Consider the following 23570-nt stretch of genomic DNA (forward strand, 5'->3'; position numbering starts at 1 on the left):
GTTCCGGCGTTACGCCGCGCGGCGGGAATCGTCGGCGAGCGCGCGGTACGACAGCGATTCGGCGAGATGCAGCCGGCCGATCATGTCGGCGCCGTCGAGATCGGCGAGCGTGCGGGCGACGCGCAGCACGCGATGATAGCCGCGCGCAGACAGTTTCATGGTGACGGCGGCATCGCGCAGCAGCGCCAGCCCCGCCGCATCCGGCTGCGCCACCGCTTCCAGCACCGCGGCCGGTGCCGTCGCATTGGTGCGGATGTTCCTCAGCCCCGCCGCGGCATAGCGCGCCGCCTGGATATCGCGCGCGGCTTTGACGCGGGCGGCCACTTCGGCGGAGCCTTCGGCCGGCGGCGGCAGGATCAGGTCGGCGGCGGTCACGGCCGGCACCTCGATGCGCAGATCGATGCGGTCCATCAAGGGCCCGGAAATGCGCGATTGATAGTCTCCGGTGCAACGCTCGATGCGGCCGCGGTGGCAGGCGTAGCCCGGCTCGAAGGCGTGGCCGCAGCGGCACGGATTCATCGCCGCGACCAGCATGAAGCGCGCGGGATAGGTGACGCGGTGGTTGGCGCGCGACACCGCGACCTCGCCATTCTCCATCGGCGCGCGCAGCGAATCCAGCACGCGCGGATCGAATTCCGGCAGTTCGTCGAGAAACAGGACGCCGTGATGCGCCAGCGAGATTTCGCCGGGCCGGGCGCGCATGCCGCCGCCGGTCAGCGCGGCCATGCTCGCAGAGTGGTGCGGCGCGCGGAATGGCCGCCGCGCGGTCAGCGCGCCGTCCTTGATCTCGCCGGCCACCGAGGCGATCATCGATACTTCCAGCAATTCGGTCGGCGACAGTGGCGGCAGGATCGACGGCAATCGCGCCGCCAGCATCGACTTGCCGGCGCCGGGCGAGCCGGCCATCAGCAAATGATGGCCGCCTGCCGCGGCAATTTCCAGCGCGCGCTTGGCGCTCTCCTGGCCCTTGATATCGCGCAGGTCGAGTAGCGCGGTTTCGCGCTCATACATTTTCGGCTGTGGCCGTGACAGCACCTGGGTGCCCTTGAAATGGTTGGCGAGCTGGATCAGCGAGGAGGCCGCGATGATCTCGATATCGGGGCTCGCCCACGCCGCCTCGGCGCCGCAGGCGGCCGGGCAGATCAGGCCCTCGTCGCGCGCATTGGCGCCGATCGCCGCCGGCAGTACGCCCGCGACCGGCGCGATCGACCCGTCGAGGCCGAGTTCGCCGAGCACCGTGAAGCCGGCCAGGGCGTCGGCCGGAATCGCGCCGATCACGCCCATCAGCCCGAGCGCGATCGGCAGGTCGTAATGGCTGCCCTCCTTCGGCAGATCCGCCGGCGCCAGATTGACGATGATGCGCCGCGCCGGCAGCGCCAGCCCGGAGGCGACCAGCGCCGCCCGCACCCGCTCGCGCGCTTCCGACACTGCCTTGTCCGGCAGCCCGACGATCAGGAAATTTGGCAGGCCGGGCACGACCTGGACCTGAACGTCGACGGCGCGGGCCTCGATGCCCTCGAATGCGACGGTAGATACGCGCTGTACCATCTCAAGCTCCCCAGCCAAGGCAATAGTAACCGAAGGTTGCGGGTTGGCAAGAACGTTGAGTGAACGTTCAGAGATTGGTGCGGCGCGGAGTCGCGCGATCATTTTGTAAAGATTTTGTTAAAGCGGCCATGCGACGCTCGCCGGACAATAGCACCTCCCTGAAGCCCTACTGAAATGTCCGATCCATTGCCCAGGCCTTCGGATACCGCCGGTGACGCCGAGCTGATTGCTTCCCTGCGGGAGCAATTGGCGGCGCAGAACGCGTTGATTGCCGAGCAAGCCGCCTCGCTCGCGCACAGCCAGAAGATCTTCGATCGTTCCTCCAAGGCGGCCCGGATCGGGGTCTGGGAATGCACGCTGGCCGATGAATCGCTGGTCTGGACCGACGTCGTCTACGATCTCTTCGACCAGGAGCGCGGCACGCCGCTCGACCGCGCCGTGACGCTGCAATGCTATCCGGAGGAGTCGCTGCGCGCGCTGAGCCAGGCGCGCAACCAGGCGATCGAGGACCGCACTGGCTTCAGCCTGGAGACCGAGATCGTCACCCCCCGCGGCAACCGGCGCTGGATCCGGATCACCGCCACGGTGGAATGCGTCGATGGCGTCGCGGTGCGGATCTTCGGCATGAAGCAGGACATCACCGAAGAGAAGATCATGGCGGACCGCAACCGCTACCTCGCCGAGTTCGACGCCATGACCGGGCTGGCGAACCGCAGCCGGTTTCAGGCGAAACTGGCCGAACTGGGCGCCATCCGGGCGACCAAGCCATTCGGTGCGCTGCTCTTGATCGACCTCGACGAGTTCAAGTCGGTCAACGACAGTTGCGGCCACGCCGCCGGCGACGAGTGCCTGCGCGAGGCGGCTGAGCGCATCGGCGACATCTGCGCCGGCGCTGACCTCGTGGCGCGGATCGGTGGCGACGAATTCGCCGTCATGCTCGGAACGCAGCTTTCTCTTGCAGATATATCGCAGATCGCCGCGGCGATCGTCGCGGAGATGGAACGCCCGGTGCTGTTTCGCGGTCGCCCGCTGCAGCTCGGCGCCTCGGTCGGCGTCGCAATGGTCGACGACTGCACGCCGACGCAGCTATTCGCGATGGCCGATGCCGCGCTCTACGCCGCCAAGAACGCCGGCCGCGGCACGTTCCGGATCCACCAGCCCGGCTCCGGCCAGCGCGCCAGCCGACCCTGCCAGCCTCACGCCGCCTGAGGCGGCGCGGCGTGCGCCGCGACGGGACGACCACCGGCTCCCGATTCCGTGCGTACCCGCATATTCACGTTTATCGGCGTTGCGATGACGCTGCTTCTTCACCCTCCCCTTTTGAAGGGGGGGGAGGCGGCGATCTACTCAGCGACGCTTCGCTTCCACGACGTCCCAGAACTTCGCCGCGACGTTCGGGCCGCCGAGCTTGGCGATGGCGCGGATGCCGGTCGGTGACGTGACATTGATCTCGGTGAGGTGGCCATCGATCACGTCGATGCCGACGAACAGCAGACCGCGCTCGCGTAGTGCGGGTCCCACGCGCTCGCAGATCTCGCGCTCGCGCGGCGACAGCTCGGTCTCTTTCGCCGCCCCGCCGCGCACCATGTTGGAGCGCAGATCATCTTCGGCCGGCACGCGGTTCACGGCACCGGCGAATTCGCCGTCGATCAGGATGATGCGCTTGTCGCCGTGCTTCACTTCCGGGAGGAAGCGCTGGATCACCCACTGCTCCTTGAAGGTGACGGCGAACATGTCGTAGAGCGAGCCGAAATTCATGTCCTGCGGCAGCACGCGAAACACCGCAGCGCCGCCATGGCCGTGCAGCGGCTTCATCACCACCGCGCCGTGCTCTTTCCGGAACGCGTTGATCTCTTCCATGTCGCGCGAGATCAGCGTCGGCGGCATCAGATCCGAAAAGCCCATCACGAAAATCTTTTCCGGCGCGTTGCGCACGCTCGCCGGATTGTTGACCACCAGCGTCTTGGGATGAATCCGCTCCAGGAGATGCGTCGAAGTGATGTAGGCCATGTCGAATGGCGGGTCCTGCCGCAGCAGCACCACGTCAAAACTTTCCATCGCGGTGCGGACGGGTTCGCCGAGCGTGAAGTAGTCGCCTTCGGCGTCGCGCACGGTCAACTTCTGCACCGGCGCCACCAGATCATTGCCGCGCAGCGACAGTCGGTCCGGGGTGTAATAGGACAGCGCGTGGCCGCGCTTCTGCGCCTCCAGCAGCATCGCGAAGGTCGAATCGCCCTTGTGGTTGATGCGCGCGATGGGGTCCATCTGGACGGCGATGTTCAAGGGCATGGGGTCAGTCCGGGGTTGTGATCGGGGCGGGGGTCAGCAGCTGGCGTCGAATGCCGCTAACAGATGGCGTGGCAGGTGGCCGGGCGCAATCATCATGACGTCGAAGCGCAGCTCTAATTCGGCATGTTCGGGATGGGCCTGTAGCCAGGCCGAAGCAGCGTCGCTGATCCGTGCCTGCTGCCGCGGCGTCACGGCATAGGCGGCTTCATCGAGCGTGGCACGGGCCTTGACCTCGACAAAGGCGATCAGGTCGCGTTTGCGGGCGACGATGTCGATCTCGCCATAGGGGGTGCGAAACCGTCGCGCCAGGATGCGATAGCCCTTGGCCAGCAGCATCGCCGCGGCGCGGCTTTCGGCGGAGAGGCCGGTGTTGAACGCGGCGACGCGCTCGGGCGCGGCCGCCTTCTTGACCTTGGGCGCGGCCTTGGCAGGCGCGGCGTCGTCAGTCTTCGCCATCGCCGCCTTCCTTCTGGATCTCCAGGGCGCGGGCATAGATCTCGCGGCGCGGCCGGCCGGACAGTTCGACCGCATTGGCCACGGCATCCTTGACGCTGTCATGCTGCAGCGAGGCGCGCAGCAAGGCGTCGAGGTCGTCGGTGGTCATCGCCTGCGCGCCGGCCTCCGGCGGGCCGATCACCAGCACGAACTCGCCGCGGGTCTCCAGCTCGCCGGCGACCGCAGCTAGTTCTGAGATTTTGGCGCGCCGCACCTCTTCATGCATCTTGGTGAGTTCGCGGCAGATCGCGGCGTCGCGCGTGCCCATGATGCCGGCGAGATCGGCCAGCGTGTCCTGCACCCGGTTGCCGGAATCGAACATCACCAGCGTGGCGTCGATTCGCGACAGCTCGGTGAGCCGCGCGCGGCGCGCCATCTGCCGCGACGGCAGGAAGCCTTCGAAGAAAAACCGGTCGGTCGGCAGCGCTGCCACGGCTAAGGCTGCCAGCACCGAGGACGGGCCGGGCAGGGCGATCACGCTGAAGCCGGCGGCGGCGACCTCGCGCACCAGCTTGAAGCCGGGGTCCGAGATCAGCGGCGTGCCCGCGTCCGACACCAGCGCGATGGAGGCGCCCTGCGCCAGCTTTTCCAGGATTTTCGGCCGCGCCTGTTCGGCATTGTGCTCGTGATATTGCTTGAGCTGGCCCGAGATCGAATAGCGCTCGGTCAGCCGGCGCGTGATCCTTGTGTCCTCGCAGGCGATGATGTCGCAGCCGGCGAGCGTCTCCAGCGCGCGGATCGTGATGTCGCCGAGATTGCCGATCGGGGTGGCGACCAGATGCAGTCCGGGCGCCGCCTTCGGCGCGGTCAGCAGATGGCCGGCAATGGCGAAGGTCCGGCCGGCGGAGGCCGGGACGTCGTCGGGCGGGGTGGTTGGAAGCGGTGTGGGATGCATCCCGGCAATGTAGAGCGAAATGCCGGGTAAAGGCAGCCCTCTCGGTGGCCCGCCCGAAAGAGGCCATTATGCCGGCGTTCATCTCCCCTATGCCAGAAACGGACGGTTACGGGGTAGGGCTGAACATACGCTTTTGTTTTGGTTAACTAATCACCGACAATATATCTGAATCCGGCGCCATTCCGATGGCGGCGGGGGATGGCCGACCGCGGTCGGCCAAGAGAAGAGCAGCGATGGCCGATCCGTTCATTCCCATAACCCCGCGCATGGGCGCGACCCGGCGGACGGCGCTCGGCCTGCTGCTCGGCACCCCCCTGCTCGGCGCCTGCGCCGGCGTGCAGTCATCGCTGACCAGCGGTTTCGGCGGTCCGGCCACGCCGGCGGGTCCGGCCCAGCAGCCGCTGGCCGTCGGTACCGGCCAGGTCAAGGTCGGGCTGATCCTGCCGCTGTCGGCGTCGGGGAATGCCGGCGTCGCCGCGCAATCGATGAAGAACGCCGCCGAAATGGCGCTGGCGGAATTCCAGAATCCCAATATCCAGCTTCTGATCAAGGACGATGCCGGCTCGGCGCAGGGCGCGGGGCAGGGCACCCAGCAGGCGCTCGATGAAGGCGCCGAGATCATCCTAGGCCCGCTGTTCGCGCTTTCGGTGCCGGCGACCGCCAATCTGACCCGCGCCCGCAACGTGCCGGTGATCGCCTTCTCGACCGACGCCAGCGTCGCCGGGCGCGGCGTCTATCTCCTGAGCTTCCTGCCGGAATCCGACGTCAACCGCATCGTCGATTATGCCGCCGGCACCGGCAAGAAATCCTTCGCCGCGATGCTGCCGGAAAATGCCTATGGCAATGTGGTGGAAGCCGCCTTCAAGCAGGCCGTGGCGCGCAAGGGCGGCCGCATCGTCGCCTTCGAGAAATATGGCGCAGACCGCTCGGCGGTCGCGGGCCGCATTGCCGCGGCGCTGGGCGGGGCCGACGCGCTGTTCCTGGCCGACGACGGCGACGCGGTGGTCGCCACCGCCGACGCGCTGACCGCGGCCGGCGCCAATCTGCGCAACATCCAGTTGCTCGGCACCGGCCTGTGGGACAATCCGCGGGTTTTCGCCAGCGCGTCGCTGCAGGGCGGTCTCTATGCCGCGCCCGATCCGGCGGGCTTCCGCGCCTTTGCCGGCCGCTACCGCACCAAATTCGGCGCCGAGCCGGTTCGTACCGCGACATTGGCCTATGACGCGGTGGCGCTGGTCGCCGCGTTGGCGCGTACCCAGGGCGGCACGCGCTTCGCGCCGGACGTGCTGACCAATCCTTCAGGCTTCGCCGGCATCGACGGCCTGTTCCGCTTCCGCTCCGACGGCAGCAACGATCGCGGCCTCGCCGTCATGCGCGTGGCCAGCGGTAGTGGGCAATCGGTGGCCGGTTCGCCGAAGAGTTTCGGGGCGTAGGTTGCTCCCTCTCCCGCTTGCGGGAGAGGGGACGCGAGTCGCTGACAGAACGAGTTACGCCGCCAGGTCCGCGACCACCGCATCGAGCACCGGAAAGCCCTCCTGCGTCACCCGCAGGCGGCCGTTGTCATCGACCACGATGGCGCCTTCGTCGCGCAGGATGCGGATGCGGTCGGGATCGAGGGCGCGGCCGGACAACGCCTTGTAGCGCGCGGGGTCGATGCCTTCGCCGAGCCGCAGCCCCATCAGCAAAAATTCGTCGGCGCGTTCTTCGCTGTTGAGGATATCGTCGGTGATGACGCCGTGGCCGGTGGCCTCGACGCGCATCAGCCAGGTCTCCGGGCGCTTCTCGGTGGCGATGGCGTGGCGCAGGCCGTCGATATCAAGCCGGCCGTGCGCGCCGGGGCCGACGCCGGCATATTCCTGACCGCGCCAGTAGACGAGGTTGTGCTTGCACTGCGCGCCGGGGCGCGCGTGGTTGGAAATCTCGTAGGACGGCAGCCCCATCTGTGCACAGACATCCTGCGTCACGTCGTAGAGAATGCGCGACATGTCCTCGTTCGGGGTCTTCAGCTTGCCGGCGGCGTGCAGGCCGAAGAACGGCGTGCCTTCCTCGATCGTCAGCTGGTACAGCGACAGATGTTCGGCGGCCTCGGAAATCGCCAGCTTGAGCTCACTGGTCCACATCGCAGCGGTCTGGTCGGGTCGCGCATAGATCAGGTCGAACGAATAGCGATCGAACACGCTGCGCGCGATCGCGACCGCGTCCAGCGCCTCGCGCGCGCTGTGCAGCCGGCCGAGCGATTTCAGCGAGGCGTCGTCGAGCGCCTGGACGCCGAGCGAGACGCGGTTGACGCCGGCGTCGCGGTAGCCGCGAAACCGCGTGGCATCGACCGAGGTCGGATTGGCCTCCATTGATACTTCAACGTCGGGGGAGACACGCCAGTGGCGGCCGATCGATTCCAGAATGGCGCCAACCGTCTTCGGCTGCATCAGCGAGGGCGTGCCGCCGCCGAGAAAGATCGAGGTCACTTCGCGGCCCGGCGTGCGCGCCGCGGTGGTCGCGATCTCGCGTTCGAACGCGCGGGCAAAACGCTCCTCGTCGATCGGCTGATGCCGCACATGGCTGTTGAAATCGCAATACGGGCACTTCGACAGGCAGAACGGCCAGTGCACATAGACGCCGAAGGCGGGCTGCAGTCCCTCAGCTTGGATCAAGGCAGATCTCCGCGAGTTTGACGAAGGCTTTTGCGCGATGCGACAGGCCCTGGCCTTGCGGCGGCAGGCCGTGCTTTTCGATGGCGGTCATTTCGCCGTAGGTCCGGGTATGGCCGTCGGGCTGGAACGAGGGGTCGTAGCCGAAGCCGGCGTCGCCGCGCACCGGCCACACCAGCGTGCCATGGGCATGCGCCTCGACCTGCTCGAGATGGCCGTCCGGCCAGGCGACGCACAGAGCGGAGACGAAATGCGCCTTGCGCCGGTCGGGCGTGGTGGCGCCGCGCTCCTGCAGCAGGCGCTCGATCCGCGCCATCGCGGCCGCGAAATCCTTGCTCTCGCCGGCCCAGCGCGCGGAAAGGATGCCCGGCGCGCCGTCCAGCGCATCGACGCAGAGGCCGGAATCGTCGGCAAAGGCGGGAAGGTTTGCGACGTTAGCTGCGGCAATCGCCTTGATGGCCGCGTTGGCCTGGAAGGTGTCGCCGGTCTCGTCGGGTTCGGCGAGGCCGAGCTCGCCGGCCGATACCGCCTCGATGCCATAGGGCGCCAAGAGTTCGCGCATCTCGGCCAGCTTGCCGGGATTATGCGTGGCGATCACGAGACGGCCGGTGATTCGGCGATGCTGGGCCATGGGAGAATCTTAGTCCGTAGCCCGGATGGAGCGAAGCGCAATCCGGGGCCAGCGTGCATGGGGTGAATGGAATCCCGGATTTCGCTTCGCTCCATCCGGGCTACAGCAGTCAGGTGACTGCCATCTTCTGCAAATCCACAAGCCGGCCGATGCCCTTTTGCGCCAGCGCCATCAGCGCCAGAAACTCGTCCTGCGAGAACGGCGTCTTCTCGGCGGTGCCCTGCACCTCGATGATGCGGCCGTCGCCGGTCATGACGAAATTGGCGTCGGTGTCGGCCTCGGAATCCTCGGCGTAGTCGAGGTCGAGCACCGGCGTGCCGTTGTAGATGCCGCAGGAAATCGCCGCGATGTTGTCGCGCAGCACCTTGTCGCCATTGCCGTTCTTGAACATGTTGCGGCCCTTCATCCAGCCGATGCACTCGGCCAGAGCGACCCAGGCGCCGGTGATCGAGGCGGTGCGGGTGCCGCCGTCGGCCTGGATGACGTCGCAATCGATGGTGATCTGGCGTTCGCCGAGCGCTTCGAGATCGACCGCGGCGCGCAGCGAGCGGCCGATCAGGCGCTGGATCTCAACGGTGCGGCCGCCCTGCTTGCCGGAGGCGGCCTCGCGCCGGGTGCGTTCCAGCGTGGCGCGCGGCAGCATGCCGTATTCGGCGGTGACCCAGCCGCGGCCCTGACCCTTGAGCCATGGCGGCAAGCGCTCTTCCAGCGTCGCCGTCACCAGCACATGGGTGTCGCCGAACTTCACCATGCAGGAGCCTTCGGCGTATTTCACCACGCCGCGTTCCAGCGACACGGCGCGCAGTTCATCGGGCGCACGACGGCTTGGCCGCATGGGAAAATCCTTCTCAAATCGTTAAAAACGTAGGTTGGCGTGCTTTTAGGTGGGTGGGGCGGCGGCAGCAAGGGCGCCGCAGACCTTCTGCTGCAATGGGTGCTTGTAAGTCGGGCTCCGGAGCGACAAATTAGGGTCCATCACAGGAGTTGCCCCTTGGCCCATCACGATCCGATCGGCCTGATCTCGCCGCATGCCGGCCTCGCCCAGCTCAACGAGCGCTCGCGCGAGATCTTCCGCCAGATTGTCGAAAGCTACCTGGCTACCGGCGAGCCCGTGGGCTCGCGCAATATTTCGCGGCTGATCACGGTGCCGCTGTCGCCGGCCTCGGTCCGCAACGTGATGTCGGACCTCGAACAGCTCGGCCTGATCTATGCGCCGCATACCTCCGCCGGCCGGCTGCCGACCGAGCTGGGGCTGCGCTTTTTCGTCGATGCGCTGATGCAGGTCGGCGACCTCACCGAGCCGGAGCGGCAGTCAATCCAGGCGCAGCTCAGTTCCGCTGACCGTCCGCAATCGGTCGAGACCGCGCTCGGCGAGGCGCTGACGCGGTTGTCCGGCCTGACGCGCGCCGCGGCGGTGGTGCTCACCGCCAAGTCCAATTCGCGGCTCAAACACATCGAATTCGTCCGCCTGGAGCCGGAAAAGGCGCTGGTGGTGCTGGTGGCTGAGGACGGCCAGGTCGAGAACCGCGTGCTGGTGCTGCCGCCCGGCGTGCCGTCCTCGGCGCTGACGGAGGCGTCGAACTTCCTCAATTCGCGGATTCGCGGCCGCACCTTGGCCGAGGCCCGGCTGGAGCTGGAGACTTCGCTGGCGCAGAACCGTGCCGAGCTGGATCAACTGACCCAGAAGGTGATTTCCGCCGGTATCGCCAGCTGGTCCGGTGGCAATAATGACGAGCGCCAGTTGATCGTGCGCGGCCAGGCCAATCTGCTGGAGGATCTCCATGCCCTGGAGGACCTCGAGCGGGTCCGGTCGCTGTTCGACGATCTGGAGAGCAAGCGTGAGGTGATCGACCTTCTGGGCCGCGCCGAGACCGCCGAGGGCGTGCGGATCTTCATCGGCTCGGAAAATAAACTGTTCTCGCTGTCGGGCTCCTCGACCATTATCGCGCCGTACAGCGACGGCGCCGGCCATATCGTCGGTGTGCTCGGCGTGATCGGGCCGACGCGGCTGAATTATGCCCGCGTGATCCCGATGGTGGACTACGCCGCGCGCATCGTCAGCCGCATGCTGGGCGGCTGACCGGCTGGTTAAGCTTGATTTTTGCCCTGCAAACCACGATATCCGGCGCAGCACCCCACAATTCGAGCGTTTTTTGAGAAGGCAGCGTGATGACTGATTCCAACGGGTCCAACGAGCATCCCGAAAAGCAGGCCCAGCCCGCCGAACCGGTGGTCTCCAAGCCCTACATCATGCCGGACGATCCGGAGCCGAACTCGGTGGAGGCCTTGACCAAGGAAGCCGCTGAATCGCGCGACAAGATGCTGCGCACGCTGGCGGAGATGGAAAACCTGCGCAAGCGAACGCAGAAGGAGATCGCCGACGGCCGCACCTATGCGATCACCAATTTCGCCCGCGAAGTGCTGGATATCGCCGACAGCCTGCAGCGCGCGCTGGATGCGCTGCCCGCCGAGACCAAGGCCCAGGCCGAGTCCGGCATCAAGGCACTGATCGAAGGCGTCGAACTCACCGAGCGTTCGCTGCACAACACGCTGGAAAAGAACGGCGTCAAGAAATTCGATCCGGCCGGCGAGAAGTTCGATCCGAACTTCCAGCAGGCGATGTACGAAGTGCCGGATACGTCGGTGCCCGCCGGCACCGTGGTGCAGGTCGTGCAGGCCGGCTACACGATCGGCGAGCGCGTGCTGCGCCCGGCCCTGGTCGCGGTGTCGAAGGGCGGCGCCAAGACCGCCGCGTCGGAGTAATCGCTACAAAACGCGTGCTTTCTTCCCCTCCCCCTTGCGGTCTGGCGGACGAATTCGTCCGCCATGGGTGGCCGGCCGAAGGCCGGTCGGGTGGGGGGCCACAAGCGCCGTCGCCCGCGACACCCCCACCCCCGACCCCTCCCCGCAAGGGGGAGGGGAGCATTGCCTCCGTCGCGCGGGATGATACTTAGCTTCTATCCCACCAGATCCGCCGACTGAATCCGCTTCACGCCGGCTTTGGTCATGTCCGCCCAGGCCTTGGCCAAGGAGCCCTGCGTGTCGATGCCGCGGCAGGCGTCTTCGATCACATAGACGTCGAAGCCGGCCTTGCGGGCATCCAGCGCCGACCATGCTACGCAGAAATCGGTGGCCAGCCCCGCCAGAAACACCCGCTGCAGTTTTCGCGCCTTCAGATAGCTGGCGAGGCCGGTGGCGTGGCCGTCGGCCTCGTTGAAAGCCGAATAGCTGTCAGTGTCCTTATTGTAGCCCTTGCGCAGCACCAGCCCGGCCTGCGGAATCGCGAGGTCTTTCGACAGGCTGGCGCCGTCGGTGCCCTGCACGCAATGGTCCGGCCACAGCACCTGCTTGCCGTATTTCAGGTCGATGGTCTCGAACGGCTTCTTGCCGGCGTGCGTTGACGCGAACGACGCGTGGCCCGGCGTGTGCCAGTCCTGCGTCAGCACCACGTCGGGGAATTTCTTCGCCAGCGCGTTGATCACCGGGACGACCTTGTCGCCGTCCTTCACCGCCAGGCTGCCGCCCGGCAGAAAGCAGTTCTGCACGTCGATCACCAAGAGCACCGAGGTGCGATCGAGGCTGATCTTGCCGGCGGCCCACAGCGCCTTCGGCGCCATCGCCAATGCTGCGGCCGCGCCCATCCCTGCAACAAGCTGACGTCTGTCGATCATGCTGGCTCTCCCCTGTCGGATAGCGCAGCAAATCACCTCGCCGCGGTGCCGTAAAGATCGCCGGGCCTGCAGCGCGGCGCAACAGCTTGTTAACGGCGCGTCACTAGCGTTTTCACAGTTCCGCGGGACGCCGCCATGACCATCCAGATCGAAGCTGAAACCCGCACCAAGCGGAAGGATCCGGCCATCGCTGCCGCGGTATTGCCGTGGCTGGCGCTGGCCTTGCTGTTCGCCGCCGCGCTGTGGCTTCGCCATGCGGTGGCGGCGAATACCGATGTGAGCTGGTTGCTCACCGCCGCCGGAAAAATGCTGTCCGGCGGGCGGCTCTATGTCGATGTGATCGAGACCAATCCGCCGATTGCGGTGCTGGCCTATCTGCCGGCAGTGTGGCTGGCTGGGGCGCTCGGCGTGCAGGCAGAGATCGTCGTCGACGGTCTGGTGTTTGCCGCCATCCTGGGATCCCTGGCCATCGTCGCAAAGATCCTGAGAACCTCTGCGGTCTTGCAGGGCCTGCCGCGCTGGCCGCTGGCGTGGCTTGGTTTTGCGGTACTGGCGATCCTGCCGGCGCAGACATTCGGGCAGCGCGAACATATCGCGGTCATCGTGCTGCTGCCGATGCTGGCTTTGATTGCGCGGCGGATGCAGCAGGAGGCGCCGCGGAGGTGGGCGGTGCTGGTCGGCGGGCTCGGCGCGGCGGTGGCGCTGGCGTTCAAGCCGCAATTCGGGATCGGACTGGGCTGTGCCGTCGCGGCGTCATGTGTTCATGCCCGCAACTGGCGCCTGGTGGCGACGCCGGAGAACCTGCTCGCCGTGGCTTTTGCGGCGCTGTATCTGGCCGGCACGGTCGTGCTGTATCCGGAATATGTCACGGTGATCCTGCCGCTGCTGCGCGACGTCTATTTGCCGGTCGGGTTGTCGCTATCGGAAATGCCCGACCGGCCGGCGATGTCATTGTGGGCGATTGCGATCCTGGCGGCCGGACTGCTTGGCCGCCGCCGGTCCGGCGCGGCGCTGCTGGTGCTGCTCTCGAGCTCTGCCGGGTTTGCCGTCGTCTATCTGCTGCAGCGCAAGGGCTGGCCGTATCATTCCTATCCGATGCTGGCGCTGGCGTTGCTCGGCCTGGGTTTTGGGCTGGCGGCTTACGTGCCGGATGGTCGTTTCGGTCGCGTCTGGCGCGGCGCGGCGCTGCTGTTGCTGGCGGCCGTCTTTGCCAGGTCGATGCTGTGGTTCGACGTCGCCTTCGACGCACGGCCGCTGCAGGCGGCGGTGGCGCGGCTCGGGCCGCATCCCGCGGTGCTGGCGATCTCCGGCGAACCGGGCATCGGCCATCCTTTGGTCCGGGCGCTCGGCGGCAGGTGGGTGTCGCGGCAGCAGGGCCTGTGGGTCGCGACCTATGCCGACTATCTGCGCCGCAACGGGCCCTTGTCGCCGGATCGTGAAGCGGCGCTCGATGCCCATGCCTCGCGCGAACGCGCGATGCTGGTCGAGGATATAAGGCGGATGAAGCCCACCGTGGTGCTGGTCGATGACCTCACCGGCCGCGGCAGCGCCTGGCTTGCCGCGCATCCGGATGTCGCGCTGTTGCTGAAAGACTATCGCCTCGCCGACACCGTCAATCGCGTCGCGATTCTCACCCGACGCGATTGATGCAAGATTCAGCGCGGCTCGATGCCGTCGCGCACGGCGCGGAAGCGCGGAAACGCCTTCGGCCATTCGTCGCGCGGCGACGAGGCGACGATACGCATCGCATTGCCGCCGCTGCCGCCGAAACGCAGCCACTGCACAACGGTCACCGGGGTATTGTCCTTGCCGCTGATGGCCTCGATGCGGGTCTCAAAGCCCGGCGCGCCGTCGATCCGGATCGGCTCCGACATCGTGATGCGGCCATCGCGCAGGCCGGGGATCATCCCTGCCGCCTGCTGCGCGAAGCGAACGCGGTCTTCGGCCTTTTCCGGCGCGGAGCTGACGGTGCCGACCACGATATAGGGGCTAGCCTCGGTTTTGGTTTCGTCCGCAGCATCGGCCAGCAGCAGGGCGCCGCCCGGCGGCAGCGTTCGTATATTCTTGAATTCGCCTATCTCGGTGACCTTGAACGGCAACAGCGCCATTTGCTCGTCGACCGGCACGTCCTTGCGCACGGTGACGGAGGCAAACATCTGCCGAACTGCCTCGTCGGTGTAGATCCGCATCGCGTTTTCCGGCACCTGCACGGCGACGTAGCCGGAGAAGGTGGGGCCGGCAACGATCATCGAATAGCGACGGACATTCCCGGTCGGATCCTTGGCGTTCTCGACGGTGTAGTAGCCGCGGCCCGCGCCGGTCTCGATGCCCTCGGGCTTGACGGGCATGGCCGCCGGATTGGTCTTCAGCGCATTGTCGACTTCGGCGAAGGCCGCGGCCGGCAGTTCGGTCATCAATACCTTGACGCCCTGGTCGGAGGTCTCGAAGCCGACGAAGGCCTTGGCCGGGGCCATCCCGACCAGCGGCGTGATGCCGACGCGGATGCCGCGCGGGTAGACCGGATCGGCGGCCCGCGCGGATGAAAAGACCTGGCCGATCGCGCTGGCGATCAGGACGAGGGCAAACAGGGGCGCTTGATGTTTCATGGTGATCTGCTGGTTTCTATGGAGGCTGATCGACATAACCGCATGGCGGCACAGGGCCGGGACCCGACAGCCGACGGTCGCCCCGTTCCAGCAACAGATCAAGCCACAAAACCGTTCCCGTTCGCAGCCCGCGCCGATCGGTCGCGTGGCAAGGTAAATCAGCCCGGGGCAGGCACATTAATTTCCACTTTGAGTCATGGTTTCATGGGCTTTGGGCCTGTCGGGTGCCTTGCAGCCCCCACCCCCCCTCCTATATGAGGCCTACCGTCGCAATATCGCGAGCATTTGATTATTGGGGGTCTGGATTGGTGCGCCGTCAGGGCCCAGCCAACCTGCCGCAAAAAGAAGGGTATGAGGACCATGGGAAAGGTCATTGGAATCGATCTCGGCACCACGAATTCGTGCGTGGCTGTGATGGATGGCAAGTCTCCGAAAGTCATTGAGAACGCCGAGGGCATGCGCACGACGCCGTCCATCGTCGCCTTTAGCGACGATGGCGAGCGCCTCGTCGGCCAGCCGGCCAAGCGCCAGGCGGTGACCAATCCCGAGCGCACCATCTTCGCCGTGAAGCGCCTGATCGGCCGCCGCTACGAAGATCCGACCGTGGAGAAGGACAAGAAGCTCGTCCCCTACAAGATCGTCAAGGCATCGAACGGCGACGCCTGGGTCGAGGCCGATGCCAAGTCGTATTCGCCCTCGCAGGTCTCCGCCTTCATCCTGCAGAAGATGAAAGAGACCGCCGAAGCCCATCTCGGCGCGAAGGTCGATCAGGCCGTCATCACGGTCCCGGCCTATTTCAACGACGCCCAGCGTCAGGCCACCAAGGACGCCGGCAAGATCGCCGGACTCGAAGTGCTGCGCATCATCAACGAGCCGACCGCAGCCGCACTGGCCTACGGCCTCGACAAGACCAAGGCCGGCACCATTGCGGTGTACGATCTCGGCGGCGGCACCTTCGACGTCTCGATTCTCGAGATCGGCGACGGCGTGTTCGAAGTGAAGTCCACCAACGGCGACACGTTCTTGGGCGGTGAAGATTTCGACATGCGCCTCGTCAGCTACCTCGCCGACGAGTTCAAGAAGGAGCAGGGTATCGACCTGCGCTCCGACAAGCTGGCGTTGCAGCGCCTGAAGGAAGCCGCTGAAAAGGCCAAGATCGAGCTGTCGTCGACCACCCAGACCGAAATCAACCTGCCCTTCATCACCGCCGACGCGTCGGGTCCGAAGCATCTCACGATGAAGCTGACCCGCGCCAAGTTCGAGGCGCTGGTGCAGGACCTCGTCGAGAAGACCATCGAGCCGTGCCGCAAGGCGCTCAAGGATGCCGGCCTGACCGCCGCCGAGATCGGCGAAGTGGTGCTGGTCGGCGGCATGAGCCGCATGCCGAAGGTCCAGGAAGTCGTCAAGCAGCTGTTCGGCAAGGAGCCGCACAAGGGCGTCAACCCGGATGAGGTCGTCGCGATCGGCGCCGCCATCCAGGCCGGCGTGTTGCAGGGCGACGTCAAGGACGTGCTGCTGCTCGACGTTACCCCGCTGTCGCTGGGCATCGAGACTTTGGGCGGCGTGTTCACCCGCATCATCGAGCGCAACACCACGATCCCGACCAAGAAGAGCCAGGTGTTCTCGACCGCCGAGGACAACCAGAACGCCGTCACCATCCGCGTCTTCCAGGGCGAGCGCGAAATGGCGGCAGACAACAAGGCGCTCGGTCAGTTCGACCTGATGGGCATTCCGCCCTCGCCGCGCGGCATGCCGCAGATCGAGGTCACGTTCGACATCGACGCCAACGGCATCGTCAACGTGTCGGCCAAGGACAAGGCGACCAACAAGGAACAGCAGATCCGCATTCAGGCGTCTGGTGGTCTTTCGGAAGCCGACATCCAGAAGATGGTCAAGGACGCCGAAGCCAACGCCGCCGACGACAAGAAGCGTCGTGAAGCGGTCGATGCCAAGAACCACGGCGATGCGCTGGTCCATTCGACCGAGAAGGCTCTGTCCGAGCATGGCGACAAGGTCGCCGCGCCCGAACGCCAGGCCATCGAGGATGCGATGGCCGACCTGAAGGAAGCGCTGAAGGGCGACGACGCCGAGGCGATCAAGACCAAGACCAGCACGCTGGCGCAGGCGTCGATGAAGCTCGGCGAGGCGATGTACACCCAGCAGGCCGAGGCCGACGCGGCCAAGGATGCGGCGAAGGACGACGTGGTCGACGCCGAGTTCACGGAAGTCGATGACGACAAGCCGAAGAAGTCGGCCTGATAGGCGAACAAATCATGGCTCCCGCCCCCGTTTCGCATCATGCGTCACGTCGGGTGGGGGCCATTTTTGTGAAGCCCCAGAATGCAATCTGGCTTGACGCATAGTGTTTGCGTGCTCCTCGCGATGAGGACCAATAAGGCGATCTGATCGATGTCCACCATCAAGCGCTGCTATTACGAATCCCTGGAAGTCGAGCGCACCACCGACGATGCGGGGCTGAAGAGCGCATTCCGCAAGCTGGCGATGAAGTGGCACCCCGACAAGAATCAGGGCGACTCCTCCGCCGAAGCCAAGTTCAAGGAAATCGCCGAGGCCTATGAGGTGCTCAAGGATGGCGACAAGCGTGCTGCCTATGACCGCTACGGTCACGCCGCCTTCGAGCAGGGACATGGCGGCGCCGGCGCGGGGTTCGGCACCGGCTTTGCCTCGTCGTTCTCGGATATCTTCGAGGACCTGTTCGGCATGGCCGGACAGCGCGGCGGGCGCGGTGGCGGCGGCCGCGAGCGCGGTGCCGATCTGCGCTACAATATGGAAATCACGCTGGAAGAGGCCTACGCCGGCAAGACCGCTCAGATCGAGATCCCGGTCGCGGTGACCTGTGAGGTCTGCTCCGGAACCGGCGCCAAGCCCGGCACCAAGCCGAAGACCTGCGCGACCTGCGGCGGCCAGGGCCGGGTCCGTCAGGCGCAGGGCTTCTTCACGCTGGAGCGCACCTGCCCGACCTGTCAGGGTCGCGGCCAGACCATCGAAGACGCCTGCAAGGCGTGTGAAGGTGCGGGTCGCGTCGAGCGCGAGCGCACGCTGTCGGTCAATATTCCGCAGGGCGTCGAGGACGGCACCCGCATCCGCCTGTCCAATGAGGGCGAGGCCGGCACCCGTGGCGGGCCCGCGGGCGACCTCTATATCTTCCTGTCACTGGCCGCGCACGACTTCTTCCAGCGCGACGGCGCCGACCTGCATTGCCGCGTGCCGATCTCGATGGTGACCGCGGCGCTGGGTGGCGAATTCGAAGTGCCGACCATCGAAGGCGGCCGCACCAAGGTCAAGGTGCCGTCCGGCACCCAGTCGGCGCGCCGCTTCCGGGTGGCGTCGAAGGGCATGCCGGTGCTGCGCTCGCGCCAGATGGGCGACATGTATGTCCAGGTCGTGGTCGAGACGCCGCAGAACCTGACCAAGAAGCAGCAGGAGCTGCTTGCCGAATTCGACAAACTTTCTTCGGGTGCAACGCAACCAGAAGCCGCTGGTTTCTTTACTAAGGTCAAGGACTTCTTCGGCGCTCGCGCCGGCTCCTGAGATCGCAATGCTTGACCGTGTCAGCGGCGGGCTGTACCTCTGTATGACAAAATTCTGACTATCCGCCGTCCCGCGGACCGCCTGGAAGCGACATGCCACAGCGATCGTCCGCGCGTGCGTTGAAGAAACCCCCCCGTCTCGACGATGAGGTTCGGTTTCTTAGATCCTGGATCGAAAAACCGCTGCACATGGGCGCGGTGATGCCATCGGGCAAGGTGCTGGCCCGTACCATGGCGCAATATGTCGATCGGGATGGCAAGGGGCCGGTGATCGAGCTTGGCCCCGGCACCGGCGCCATCACCACCGCGCTGCTGGCCCATGGCATCGACCAGAAGCGGCTCGTGCTGGTCGAGTTCAACCCCACCTTTTGCGCGCTGCTGCGCGAGCGTTATCCGGAAGCGACCGTGGTGCAGGGCGACGCCTATGCGCTGCGCGACACGTTGTGGAAGGTCCTGAAAGAGCCGGCCGCCGCCGTCGTCTCCGGCCTGCCGCTGGTGACCAAGCCGATGATGACGCGGTTGAAGCTGATCCGCGATGCCTTTGCGGCGATGTCGCCCGGCGCACCCTTTGTGCAGTTCACCTATTCGGTGGCCCCGCCGATCCCCAAGACCCTGCCCGGCGTATCCACAGAAGCGTCCGAGCGGATCTGGATGAACCTTCCGCCGGCCCGCGTCTGGGTGTATCGCAAGGGCTAGTTCTGGTTGCTGATTGGCATCAGCGCCGACGTTTTGTCACCTCTCCCGTAGGGAGAGGTCGGTCGGCGAAGCCGGCCGGGTGAGGGGTTGCGGACTATCGATAGGCTGGTGCCCCCTCACCCCAGCCCTCTTCCCAATGGGGAGAGGGGGCGCACGGGCGGTGCCAGACTTCAACAATCGATTACGAGTTCAATCCTGCCCCGCGAATGCGATCGGACCCATGGCTGCGCTGAAAATACTCGTGATTCCCGGCTCGCTGCGCACCGGCTCGCTCAATGCACGGCTGGCGGCGGCGGCCGTTGACGGGCTCGCGCGGCTCGATGTCGACGCCACGAAAATCTCGCTCGGCGATTTCCCGCTGCCGATCTATGACGGCGACCTCGAGAGTGCGTCCGGCGTGCCGAAGCCCGCGGTCCAATTGAAGCGCATGATATCGGCGCATCATGGCGTGCTGATTGTCACCCCCGAATACAACGCCTCGCTGCCGCCGCTGTTGAAGAACGCCATCGACTGGGTGTCGCGCGTGCAGGATTCCGGCGAAACCCCCGGGCAGGTCTACCGCGAAACACCGTTTGCGATCGCCGCGGCGTCCAGCGGCAAGCTCGGCGGCACACGCTGCCTACAGGCGCTGCGTCTGGTGCTGTCGTCCTGTCGCGCGCTGGTGATCCCGAACCAGCTTGCGCTGTCGCATGCCGATGACGCCTATGACGACAGTGACCGGCTGAAACATTCCGGCGACATCGACGCGCTGCAAGCGATGCTGCGGCAACTGGTCGATGTCGCGCAGCAGATGAAGTGAGACGAGATGACGATCCAAGTCAGTGATCCGCGCGACCGCCTGATCGTCGCGCTGGATCTGCCCGATGTGGACGCCGCCGAGGCGATGATTGCCCGGCTCGGCGATGCCGTGACGTTTTACAAGATCGGCTACCAGCTGGGTTACGCCGGCGGCCTTCCGCTGATCCGCAAGCTCGCCGACGCCGGCAAGAAAGTCTTCGCCGACCTCAAGCTGCACGACATCGGCAATACCGTGGGCAGCGGCGTCACAAGCGTGGCGAAGCTCGGAGCGACATTTCTCACCGTGCATGCCTATCCGCAGACCATGCAGGCGGCGGTCGAGGCCAGCCGCGGCACCGCCATGAAGATCCTCGCGGTCACTGTGCTGACCTCCTACGACAATGACGACCTCAAGGCGGCCGGCTATCAGCTCGGCGTCCGCGATCTGGTCGAGGTCCGAGCCCAGCAGGCGCAGGCGCTCGGGGTTGACGGCATCGTCTGCTCGGCCGAAGAGGCGGCTAATTTGCGCAAGATCATCGCGCCGGAAATGTGCCTGGTCACCCCCGGCATCCGGCCGGCGGGTTCCGACACCGGCGACCAGAAGCGCATCATGACACCGACCCGCGCGATCCAGGAAGGCTCGGACTATCTCGTCGTCGGCCGACCGGTGATGGCCGCGGCCGATCCGAAGGCGGCAGCAGAAGCAATCGTGGCGGAGATCACGGCGGCGCTCGGTTAACAACACAGGGGGATAATGATGGCCAAGGGCTACTGGATCGCGCGCATCGATGTGCACAACATGGATGGCTACAAGGACTACGTCGCGCAGAACGGCGCGGTGTTTCACCAGTTCGGCGCCAAATTCCTGGTGCGCGGCGGGCAGCACGAGGCGCGCGAGGGTTCGTCGCGTTCGCGCAACGTGGTGCTGGAATTCAAGGACTACGCGACCGCGCTGGCCTGCTACAATTCCCCGGAATACCAGCGCCTGGTGGCGATGCGCAGCCCGCATTCCGAAGGCGAGATGGTGATCATCGAAGGCTATGACGGCGCACAGCCGTAACCACGACGGCGACGAGCGGTTGCCGCAGGGGCGTTGCAACGTTATATCGCCCCTACAGCTTGAAAGGCGTGACATGACCGATATGCGATTGATCGTGGCAGGCGCCGGCGGGCGGATGGGGCGCGCTCTGATCCGCGCGATTTCCGAAACCGACGGCGCGGTGGTCGTGGGCGCGCTGGAAGCGCCGACGTCCGAACTGCTCGGGCAGGATTGCGGCACGCTGGCCGGCCTGCCGGCCAATGGCGTCAAGCTGTCGGGCGATCTGTGGACGATGTCGAAGGAGGCCGATGGCATCCTCGATTTCACCGTGCCCGCCGCGACCATCGCCAATGTCGCCATCGCCGCCCAGCGCGGCATCGTCCATGTGATCGGCACCACCGGCCTGTCGGCGTCGGACGATGCGGTGATCAAGAGCGTGACCAAGCAGGCGATCGTGGTACAGGCCGGCAATATGAGCCTCGGCGTCAACCTGATGGCCGCTTTGGTGAAGCGCATGGCGCAGTCGCTCGGCGACGGCTTCGATATCGAAATCCTCGAAATGCACCACAAGGCCAAGATCGACGCGCCGTCGGGCACCGCCTTCATGCTCGGCGAAGCTGCCGCGGCCGGCCGCGGCATCGTGCTCGACGAACATTCCGCGCGCGGCCGCGACGGCATCACCGGCGCGCGCGAGACCGGCGATATCGGCTTTGCATCGTTGCGCGGCGGCACCGTCACCGGCGACCACACCGTGATCTTCGCTGGCCCCTATGAGCGTCTCGAGATCTCGCACAAGGCCGAGGATCGCATGATCTTCGCGCACGGCGCGCTCAAGGCCGCGATGTGGGCGCACGGCAAGAACCCCGGTCACTATTCGATGGCCGACGTGCTCGGACTCGGCGATCTCTAGGTGATCTCTAGGCGATGTCTTGGCGATGTCTTGGGCTGGCGACCTCTAACAAGAAACGGAATTTGGAATGAACGACCGTCTTCTCGTGCTCGTCCGTCACGGCCAGAGCGAATGGAATCTGAAGAACTTGTTCACCGGCTGGAAGGACCCCGGTCTCACCGAGAAGGGCATCGCTGAGGCCAAGGCCGCCGGGCAGAAGCTGAAGGCGCAGGGGCTGGTGTTCGATGTCGCTTTCACCTCGGCGCTGTCGCGCGCGCAGCACACGCTCGATCTCGCGCTGGAAGAGATGGGCCAGACCGGCCTGCCGATCACGCGCAATCTCGCGCTCAACGAGCGCGACTACGGCGATCTCTCTGGCCTCAACAAAGACGACGCCCGCGAAAAGTGGGGCGAGGAACAGGTGCACATTTGGCGCCGTTCCTACGACGTGCCGCCGCCCGGCGGCGAAAGCCTGAAGGACACCCTGGCCCGCACGCTGCCGTACTACGTTCAGGAAATCCTGCCCTGCGTGCTGCGCGGCGAACGGACTTTGGTCGCGGCGCACGGCAATTCGCTGCGCGCGCTGATCATGGTGCTGGAGAAGCTGTCGCCGGAAGGCATCCTGGCCCGCGAACTCGCGACCGGCGTGCCGATCATCTACCGGCTCAACGCGGATTCGACGGTCGCGTCGAAGCTGGATCTGGCGGGCTAAAAAACTCTGCCGTCATCCTGAGGTGCCGTCACGAACCGGCGGAGCCGGTACGTGGCGGCCTCGAAGGATGGTCGCAACTGCCGTCGCCCGTGGCCGCATCCTTCGAGGCTCGCCGAAATCGGCGAGCACCTCAGGATGACGGCGGTTGGATTGTGGCGACATCATCCCGCCCCCACCTGCCCCGCCTCCCAGCCGATCATCGCCTGCTTGCGGGTGATGCCCCAGTGATACCCGGTCAGCGCGCCGGATTTCCCGAGCGCGCGGTGGCACGGCACCACGAAGGAAATCGGGTTCTTGCCGACCGCAGCACCCACGGCGCGCGAGGCCTTCGGGCTGTCGATCTTGCTCGCGATGTCCGAATAGCAGACGGCGCGGCCCATCGGGATCTTCAAGAGCGTCTCCCACACCCGGACCTCGAAATCGGTACCGATCAAGAGCACCCGCAGCGGCTGCTCCGGCTTCCATAGTCTGGCGTCGAAGATGCGCCGTGCCATCGCCGCCGTGCCGGACTGGTCGGCGATCAGGGTCGCGCGCGGCCAGCGCCGCGCCATGTCCTCGAATGCCGGCTTTTCTTCGCCGGGATCGGAGAAAGCGAGGCCAGCCAGGCCGCGCGCGCTGGCGATCACGATGGCGGTGCCGAACGGCGAGGGGTGGAAGCCGTAGTGCAACTCCATGCCGGCGCCGCCGGTCTTCCATTCGCCGGGCGACATCGCCTCATGGGTCACGAACAAATCGTGCAGCCGGCCCGGCCCGGACAGGCCGGAATCCAGCGCGGCATCGAGCACGCTGGCGGAATTGCGCAGCAGGCTTTTGGCGTGATCCAGCGTCAGCGCCTGCATGAAGGCCTTTGGCGTCAGGCCGGCCCAGCGCCGGAACAGGTGATGCAACTCGTCCGGCGTGACCGAGGCGGCCTCGGCGACGGATTCGATCGCCGGCTGCGCGCGCCAGTGCTCGGAGATGAACCCGATCGCGCGTCGCACGCTGTCGTAGTCGCGCAGGGCTGCGTCCTGCGCGCCCGGCCGGGTCGGCTGCGGCTCAGTCATGAGCATGGTGCTGGCGGGGTTCATCATGCGTCGGATGTAGCCCCGGCGTTGCCCGTGAACCACCCGATTTCCGATTCCCG

23 protein-coding genes are annotated in these 23570 nt (G+C 66.1%); 13 read left to right on the forward strand and 10 right to left on the reverse strand.

Translation table 11 applies throughout. The features are described 5' to 3' along the window. Positions 1-9 precede the first annotated feature (9 nt). Positions 10-1548, reverse strand: coding sequence for a YifB family Mg chelatase-like AAA ATPase (locus FIU28_RS01550; protein ID WP_143571348.1), 1539 nt, complete (start codon positions 1546-1548; stop codon positions 10-12). A 174-nt stretch (positions 1549-1722) separates the two neighbouring features. Here FIU28_RS01550 and FIU28_RS01555 point away from each other — a divergent pair, with 174 nt between their 5' ends. Beyond that, positions 1723-2757: a sensor domain-containing diguanylate cyclase gene (locus FIU28_RS01555; protein WP_143571349.1), complete on the forward strand. Its 1035-nt coding sequence runs from the start codon at positions 1723-1725 to the stop codon at positions 2755-2757. A gap of 138 nt (positions 2758-2895) precedes the next feature. Here FIU28_RS01555 and gshB read toward each other — a convergent pair whose 3' ends face one another. From gshB to rsmI, 3 genes are read right to left on the reverse strand one after another with little or no spacing between them, the layout of a single operon-like run. Then, entirely contained in the window at positions 2896-3837 is a 942-nt protein-coding gene (gene gshB / locus FIU28_RS01560; protein WP_143571350.1) for a glutathione synthase, read from the reverse strand. Positions 3838-3870: 33 nt separating this feature from the next. Beyond that, positions 3871-4293: a YraN family protein gene (locus FIU28_RS01565; RefSeq protein WP_143571351.1), complete on the reverse strand. Its 423-nt coding sequence runs from the start codon at positions 4291-4293 to the stop codon at positions 3871-3873. After that, positions 4280-5227: a 16S rRNA (cytidine(1402)-2'-O)-methyltransferase gene (gene rsmI, locus FIU28_RS01570; protein WP_143571352.1), complete on the reverse strand. Its 948-nt coding sequence runs from the start codon at positions 5225-5227 to the stop codon at positions 4280-4282. The genes FIU28_RS01565 and rsmI overlap by 14 nt, the downstream gene beginning before the upstream one ends. A 233-nt stretch (positions 5228-5460) precedes the next feature. Here rsmI and FIU28_RS01575 point away from each other — a divergent pair, with 233 nt between their 5' ends. Then, positions 5461-6660 (forward strand): penicillin-binding protein activator, encoded by a 1200-nt coding sequence (locus tag FIU28_RS01575; RefSeq protein WP_143571353.1) that lies wholly within the window; start codon positions 5461-5463, stop codon positions 6658-6660. Between the two features lie 54 nt (positions 6661-6714). On the opposite strand, the gene hemW is transcribed toward FIU28_RS01575, so the two are convergent. From hemW to rph, 3 genes are all read right to left on the reverse strand, one after another. Then, positions 6715-7875, reverse strand: coding sequence for a radical SAM family heme chaperone HemW (hemW, locus tag FIU28_RS01580; protein WP_210245508.1), 1161 nt, complete (start codon positions 7873-7875; stop codon positions 6715-6717). Next, on the reverse strand, positions 7865-8506 hold the full coding sequence (gene rdgB, locus FIU28_RS01585) for an RdgB/HAM1 family non-canonical purine NTP pyrophosphatase (RefSeq protein WP_143571354.1): 642 nt from the start codon (positions 8504-8506) through the stop codon (positions 7865-7867). Before rdgB ends, hemW begins: the two co-directional genes overlap by 11 nt. Positions 8507-8615: 109 nt before the next feature. Next, complete coding sequence (gene rph / locus FIU28_RS01590) at positions 8616-9341, reverse strand: ribonuclease PH (protein ID WP_143571355.1); 726 nt, start codon at positions 9339-9341, stop codon at positions 8616-8618. 156 nt (positions 9342-9497) lie between these two features. On the opposite strand from rph, the gene hrcA reads away from it, so the two are divergent. Together hrcA and grpE are read left to right on the forward strand one after the other, a co-directional pair. Further along, positions 9498-10586, forward strand: a complete 1089-nt coding sequence (hrcA, locus tag FIU28_RS01595; RefSeq protein WP_143571356.1) for a heat-inducible transcriptional repressor HrcA — start codon at positions 9498-9500, stop codon at positions 10584-10586. A gap of 89 nt (positions 10587-10675) precedes the next feature. Continuing rightward, the gene (gene grpE / locus FIU28_RS01600) at positions 10676-11269 is read left to right on the forward strand and encodes a nucleotide exchange factor GrpE (RefSeq protein ID WP_143571357.1); all 594 of its coding nucleotides are present in this window, start codon (positions 10676-10678) and stop codon (positions 11267-11269) included. Positions 11270-11463: 194 nt separating this feature from the next. Here the strand turns inward: grpE and pncA are convergent, their stop codons facing one another. After that, on the reverse strand, positions 11464-12177 hold the full coding sequence (gene pncA / locus FIU28_RS01605) for a bifunctional nicotinamidase/pyrazinamidase (protein ID WP_143571358.1): 714 nt from the start codon (positions 12175-12177) through the stop codon (positions 11464-11466). Between the two features lie 135 nt (positions 12178-12312). Between pncA and FIU28_RS01610 the strand changes: the two genes are divergently transcribed. Further along, the gene (locus FIU28_RS01610; RefSeq protein WP_143571359.1) at positions 12313-13824 is read left to right on the forward strand and encodes a hypothetical protein; all 1512 of its coding nucleotides are present in this window, start codon (positions 12313-12315) and stop codon (positions 13822-13824) included. Positions 13825-13832: 8 nt separating this feature from the next. Here FIU28_RS01610 and FIU28_RS01615 read toward each other — a convergent pair whose 3' ends face one another. Beyond that, entirely contained in the window at positions 13833-14783 is a 951-nt protein-coding gene (locus FIU28_RS01615) for a hypothetical protein (RefSeq protein WP_143575984.1), read from the reverse strand. Positions 14784-15143: 360 nt separating this feature from the next. Here FIU28_RS01615 and dnaK point away from each other — a divergent pair, with 360 nt between their 5' ends. From dnaK to FIU28_RS01655, 8 genes are all read left to right on the forward strand, one after another. Beyond that, a complete protein-coding gene (gene dnaK / locus FIU28_RS01620) occupies positions 15144-17042 on the forward strand; it encodes a molecular chaperone DnaK (RefSeq protein WP_143571360.1) in 1899 nt (632 codons plus the stop codon). A gap of 150 nt (positions 17043-17192) precedes the next feature. After that, positions 17193-18335 (forward strand): molecular chaperone DnaJ, encoded by a 1143-nt coding sequence (gene dnaJ, locus FIU28_RS01625; protein ID WP_143571361.1) that lies wholly within the window; start codon positions 17193-17195, stop codon positions 18333-18335. A gap of 92 nt (positions 18336-18427) precedes the next feature. Beyond that, the gene (locus tag FIU28_RS01630; RefSeq protein ID WP_143571362.1) at positions 18428-19030 is read left to right on the forward strand and encodes a class I SAM-dependent methyltransferase; all 603 of its coding nucleotides are present in this window, start codon (positions 18428-18430) and stop codon (positions 19028-19030) included. Between the two features lie 220 nt (positions 19031-19250). Beyond that, positions 19251-19829, forward strand: a complete 579-nt coding sequence (locus FIU28_RS01635) for an NADPH-dependent FMN reductase (RefSeq protein WP_143571363.1) — start codon at positions 19251-19253, stop codon at positions 19827-19829. Positions 19830-19835: 6 nt separating this feature from the next. Next, positions 19836-20546, forward strand: coding sequence for an orotidine-5'-phosphate decarboxylase (gene pyrF, locus FIU28_RS01640; RefSeq protein WP_143571364.1), 711 nt, complete (start codon positions 19836-19838; stop codon positions 20544-20546). Positions 20547-20564: 18 nt separating this feature from the next. Beyond that, entirely contained in the window at positions 20565-20867 is a 303-nt protein-coding gene (locus FIU28_RS01645) for a DUF1330 domain-containing protein (protein WP_143571365.1), read from the forward strand. Between the two features lie 73 nt (positions 20868-20940). Next, on the forward strand, positions 20941-21756 hold the full coding sequence (gene dapB / locus FIU28_RS01650; protein WP_143571366.1) for a 4-hydroxy-tetrahydrodipicolinate reductase: 816 nt from the start codon (positions 20941-20943) through the stop codon (positions 21754-21756). Between the two features lie 67 nt (positions 21757-21823). After that, positions 21824-22447, forward strand: coding sequence for a 2,3-bisphosphoglycerate-dependent phosphoglycerate mutase (locus FIU28_RS01655; protein ID WP_143571367.1), 624 nt, complete (start codon positions 21824-21826; stop codon positions 22445-22447). A gap of 161 nt (positions 22448-22608) precedes the next feature. Here the strand turns inward: FIU28_RS01655 and FIU28_RS01660 are convergent, their stop codons facing one another. After that, positions 22609-23496 carry a methylated-DNA--[protein]-cysteine S-methyltransferase gene (locus tag FIU28_RS01660; protein WP_246660832.1) on the reverse strand — a complete coding sequence of 296 codons (888 nt, stop codon included), beginning with the start codon at positions 23494-23496 and terminating at the stop codon, positions 22609-22611. Between the last annotated feature and the right edge of the window lie 74 nt (positions 23497-23570).

Source organism: Tardiphaga sp. vice154, from assembly GCF_007018645.1.
GTDB lineage: Bacteria > Pseudomonadota > Alphaproteobacteria > Rhizobiales > Xanthobacteraceae > Tardiphaga.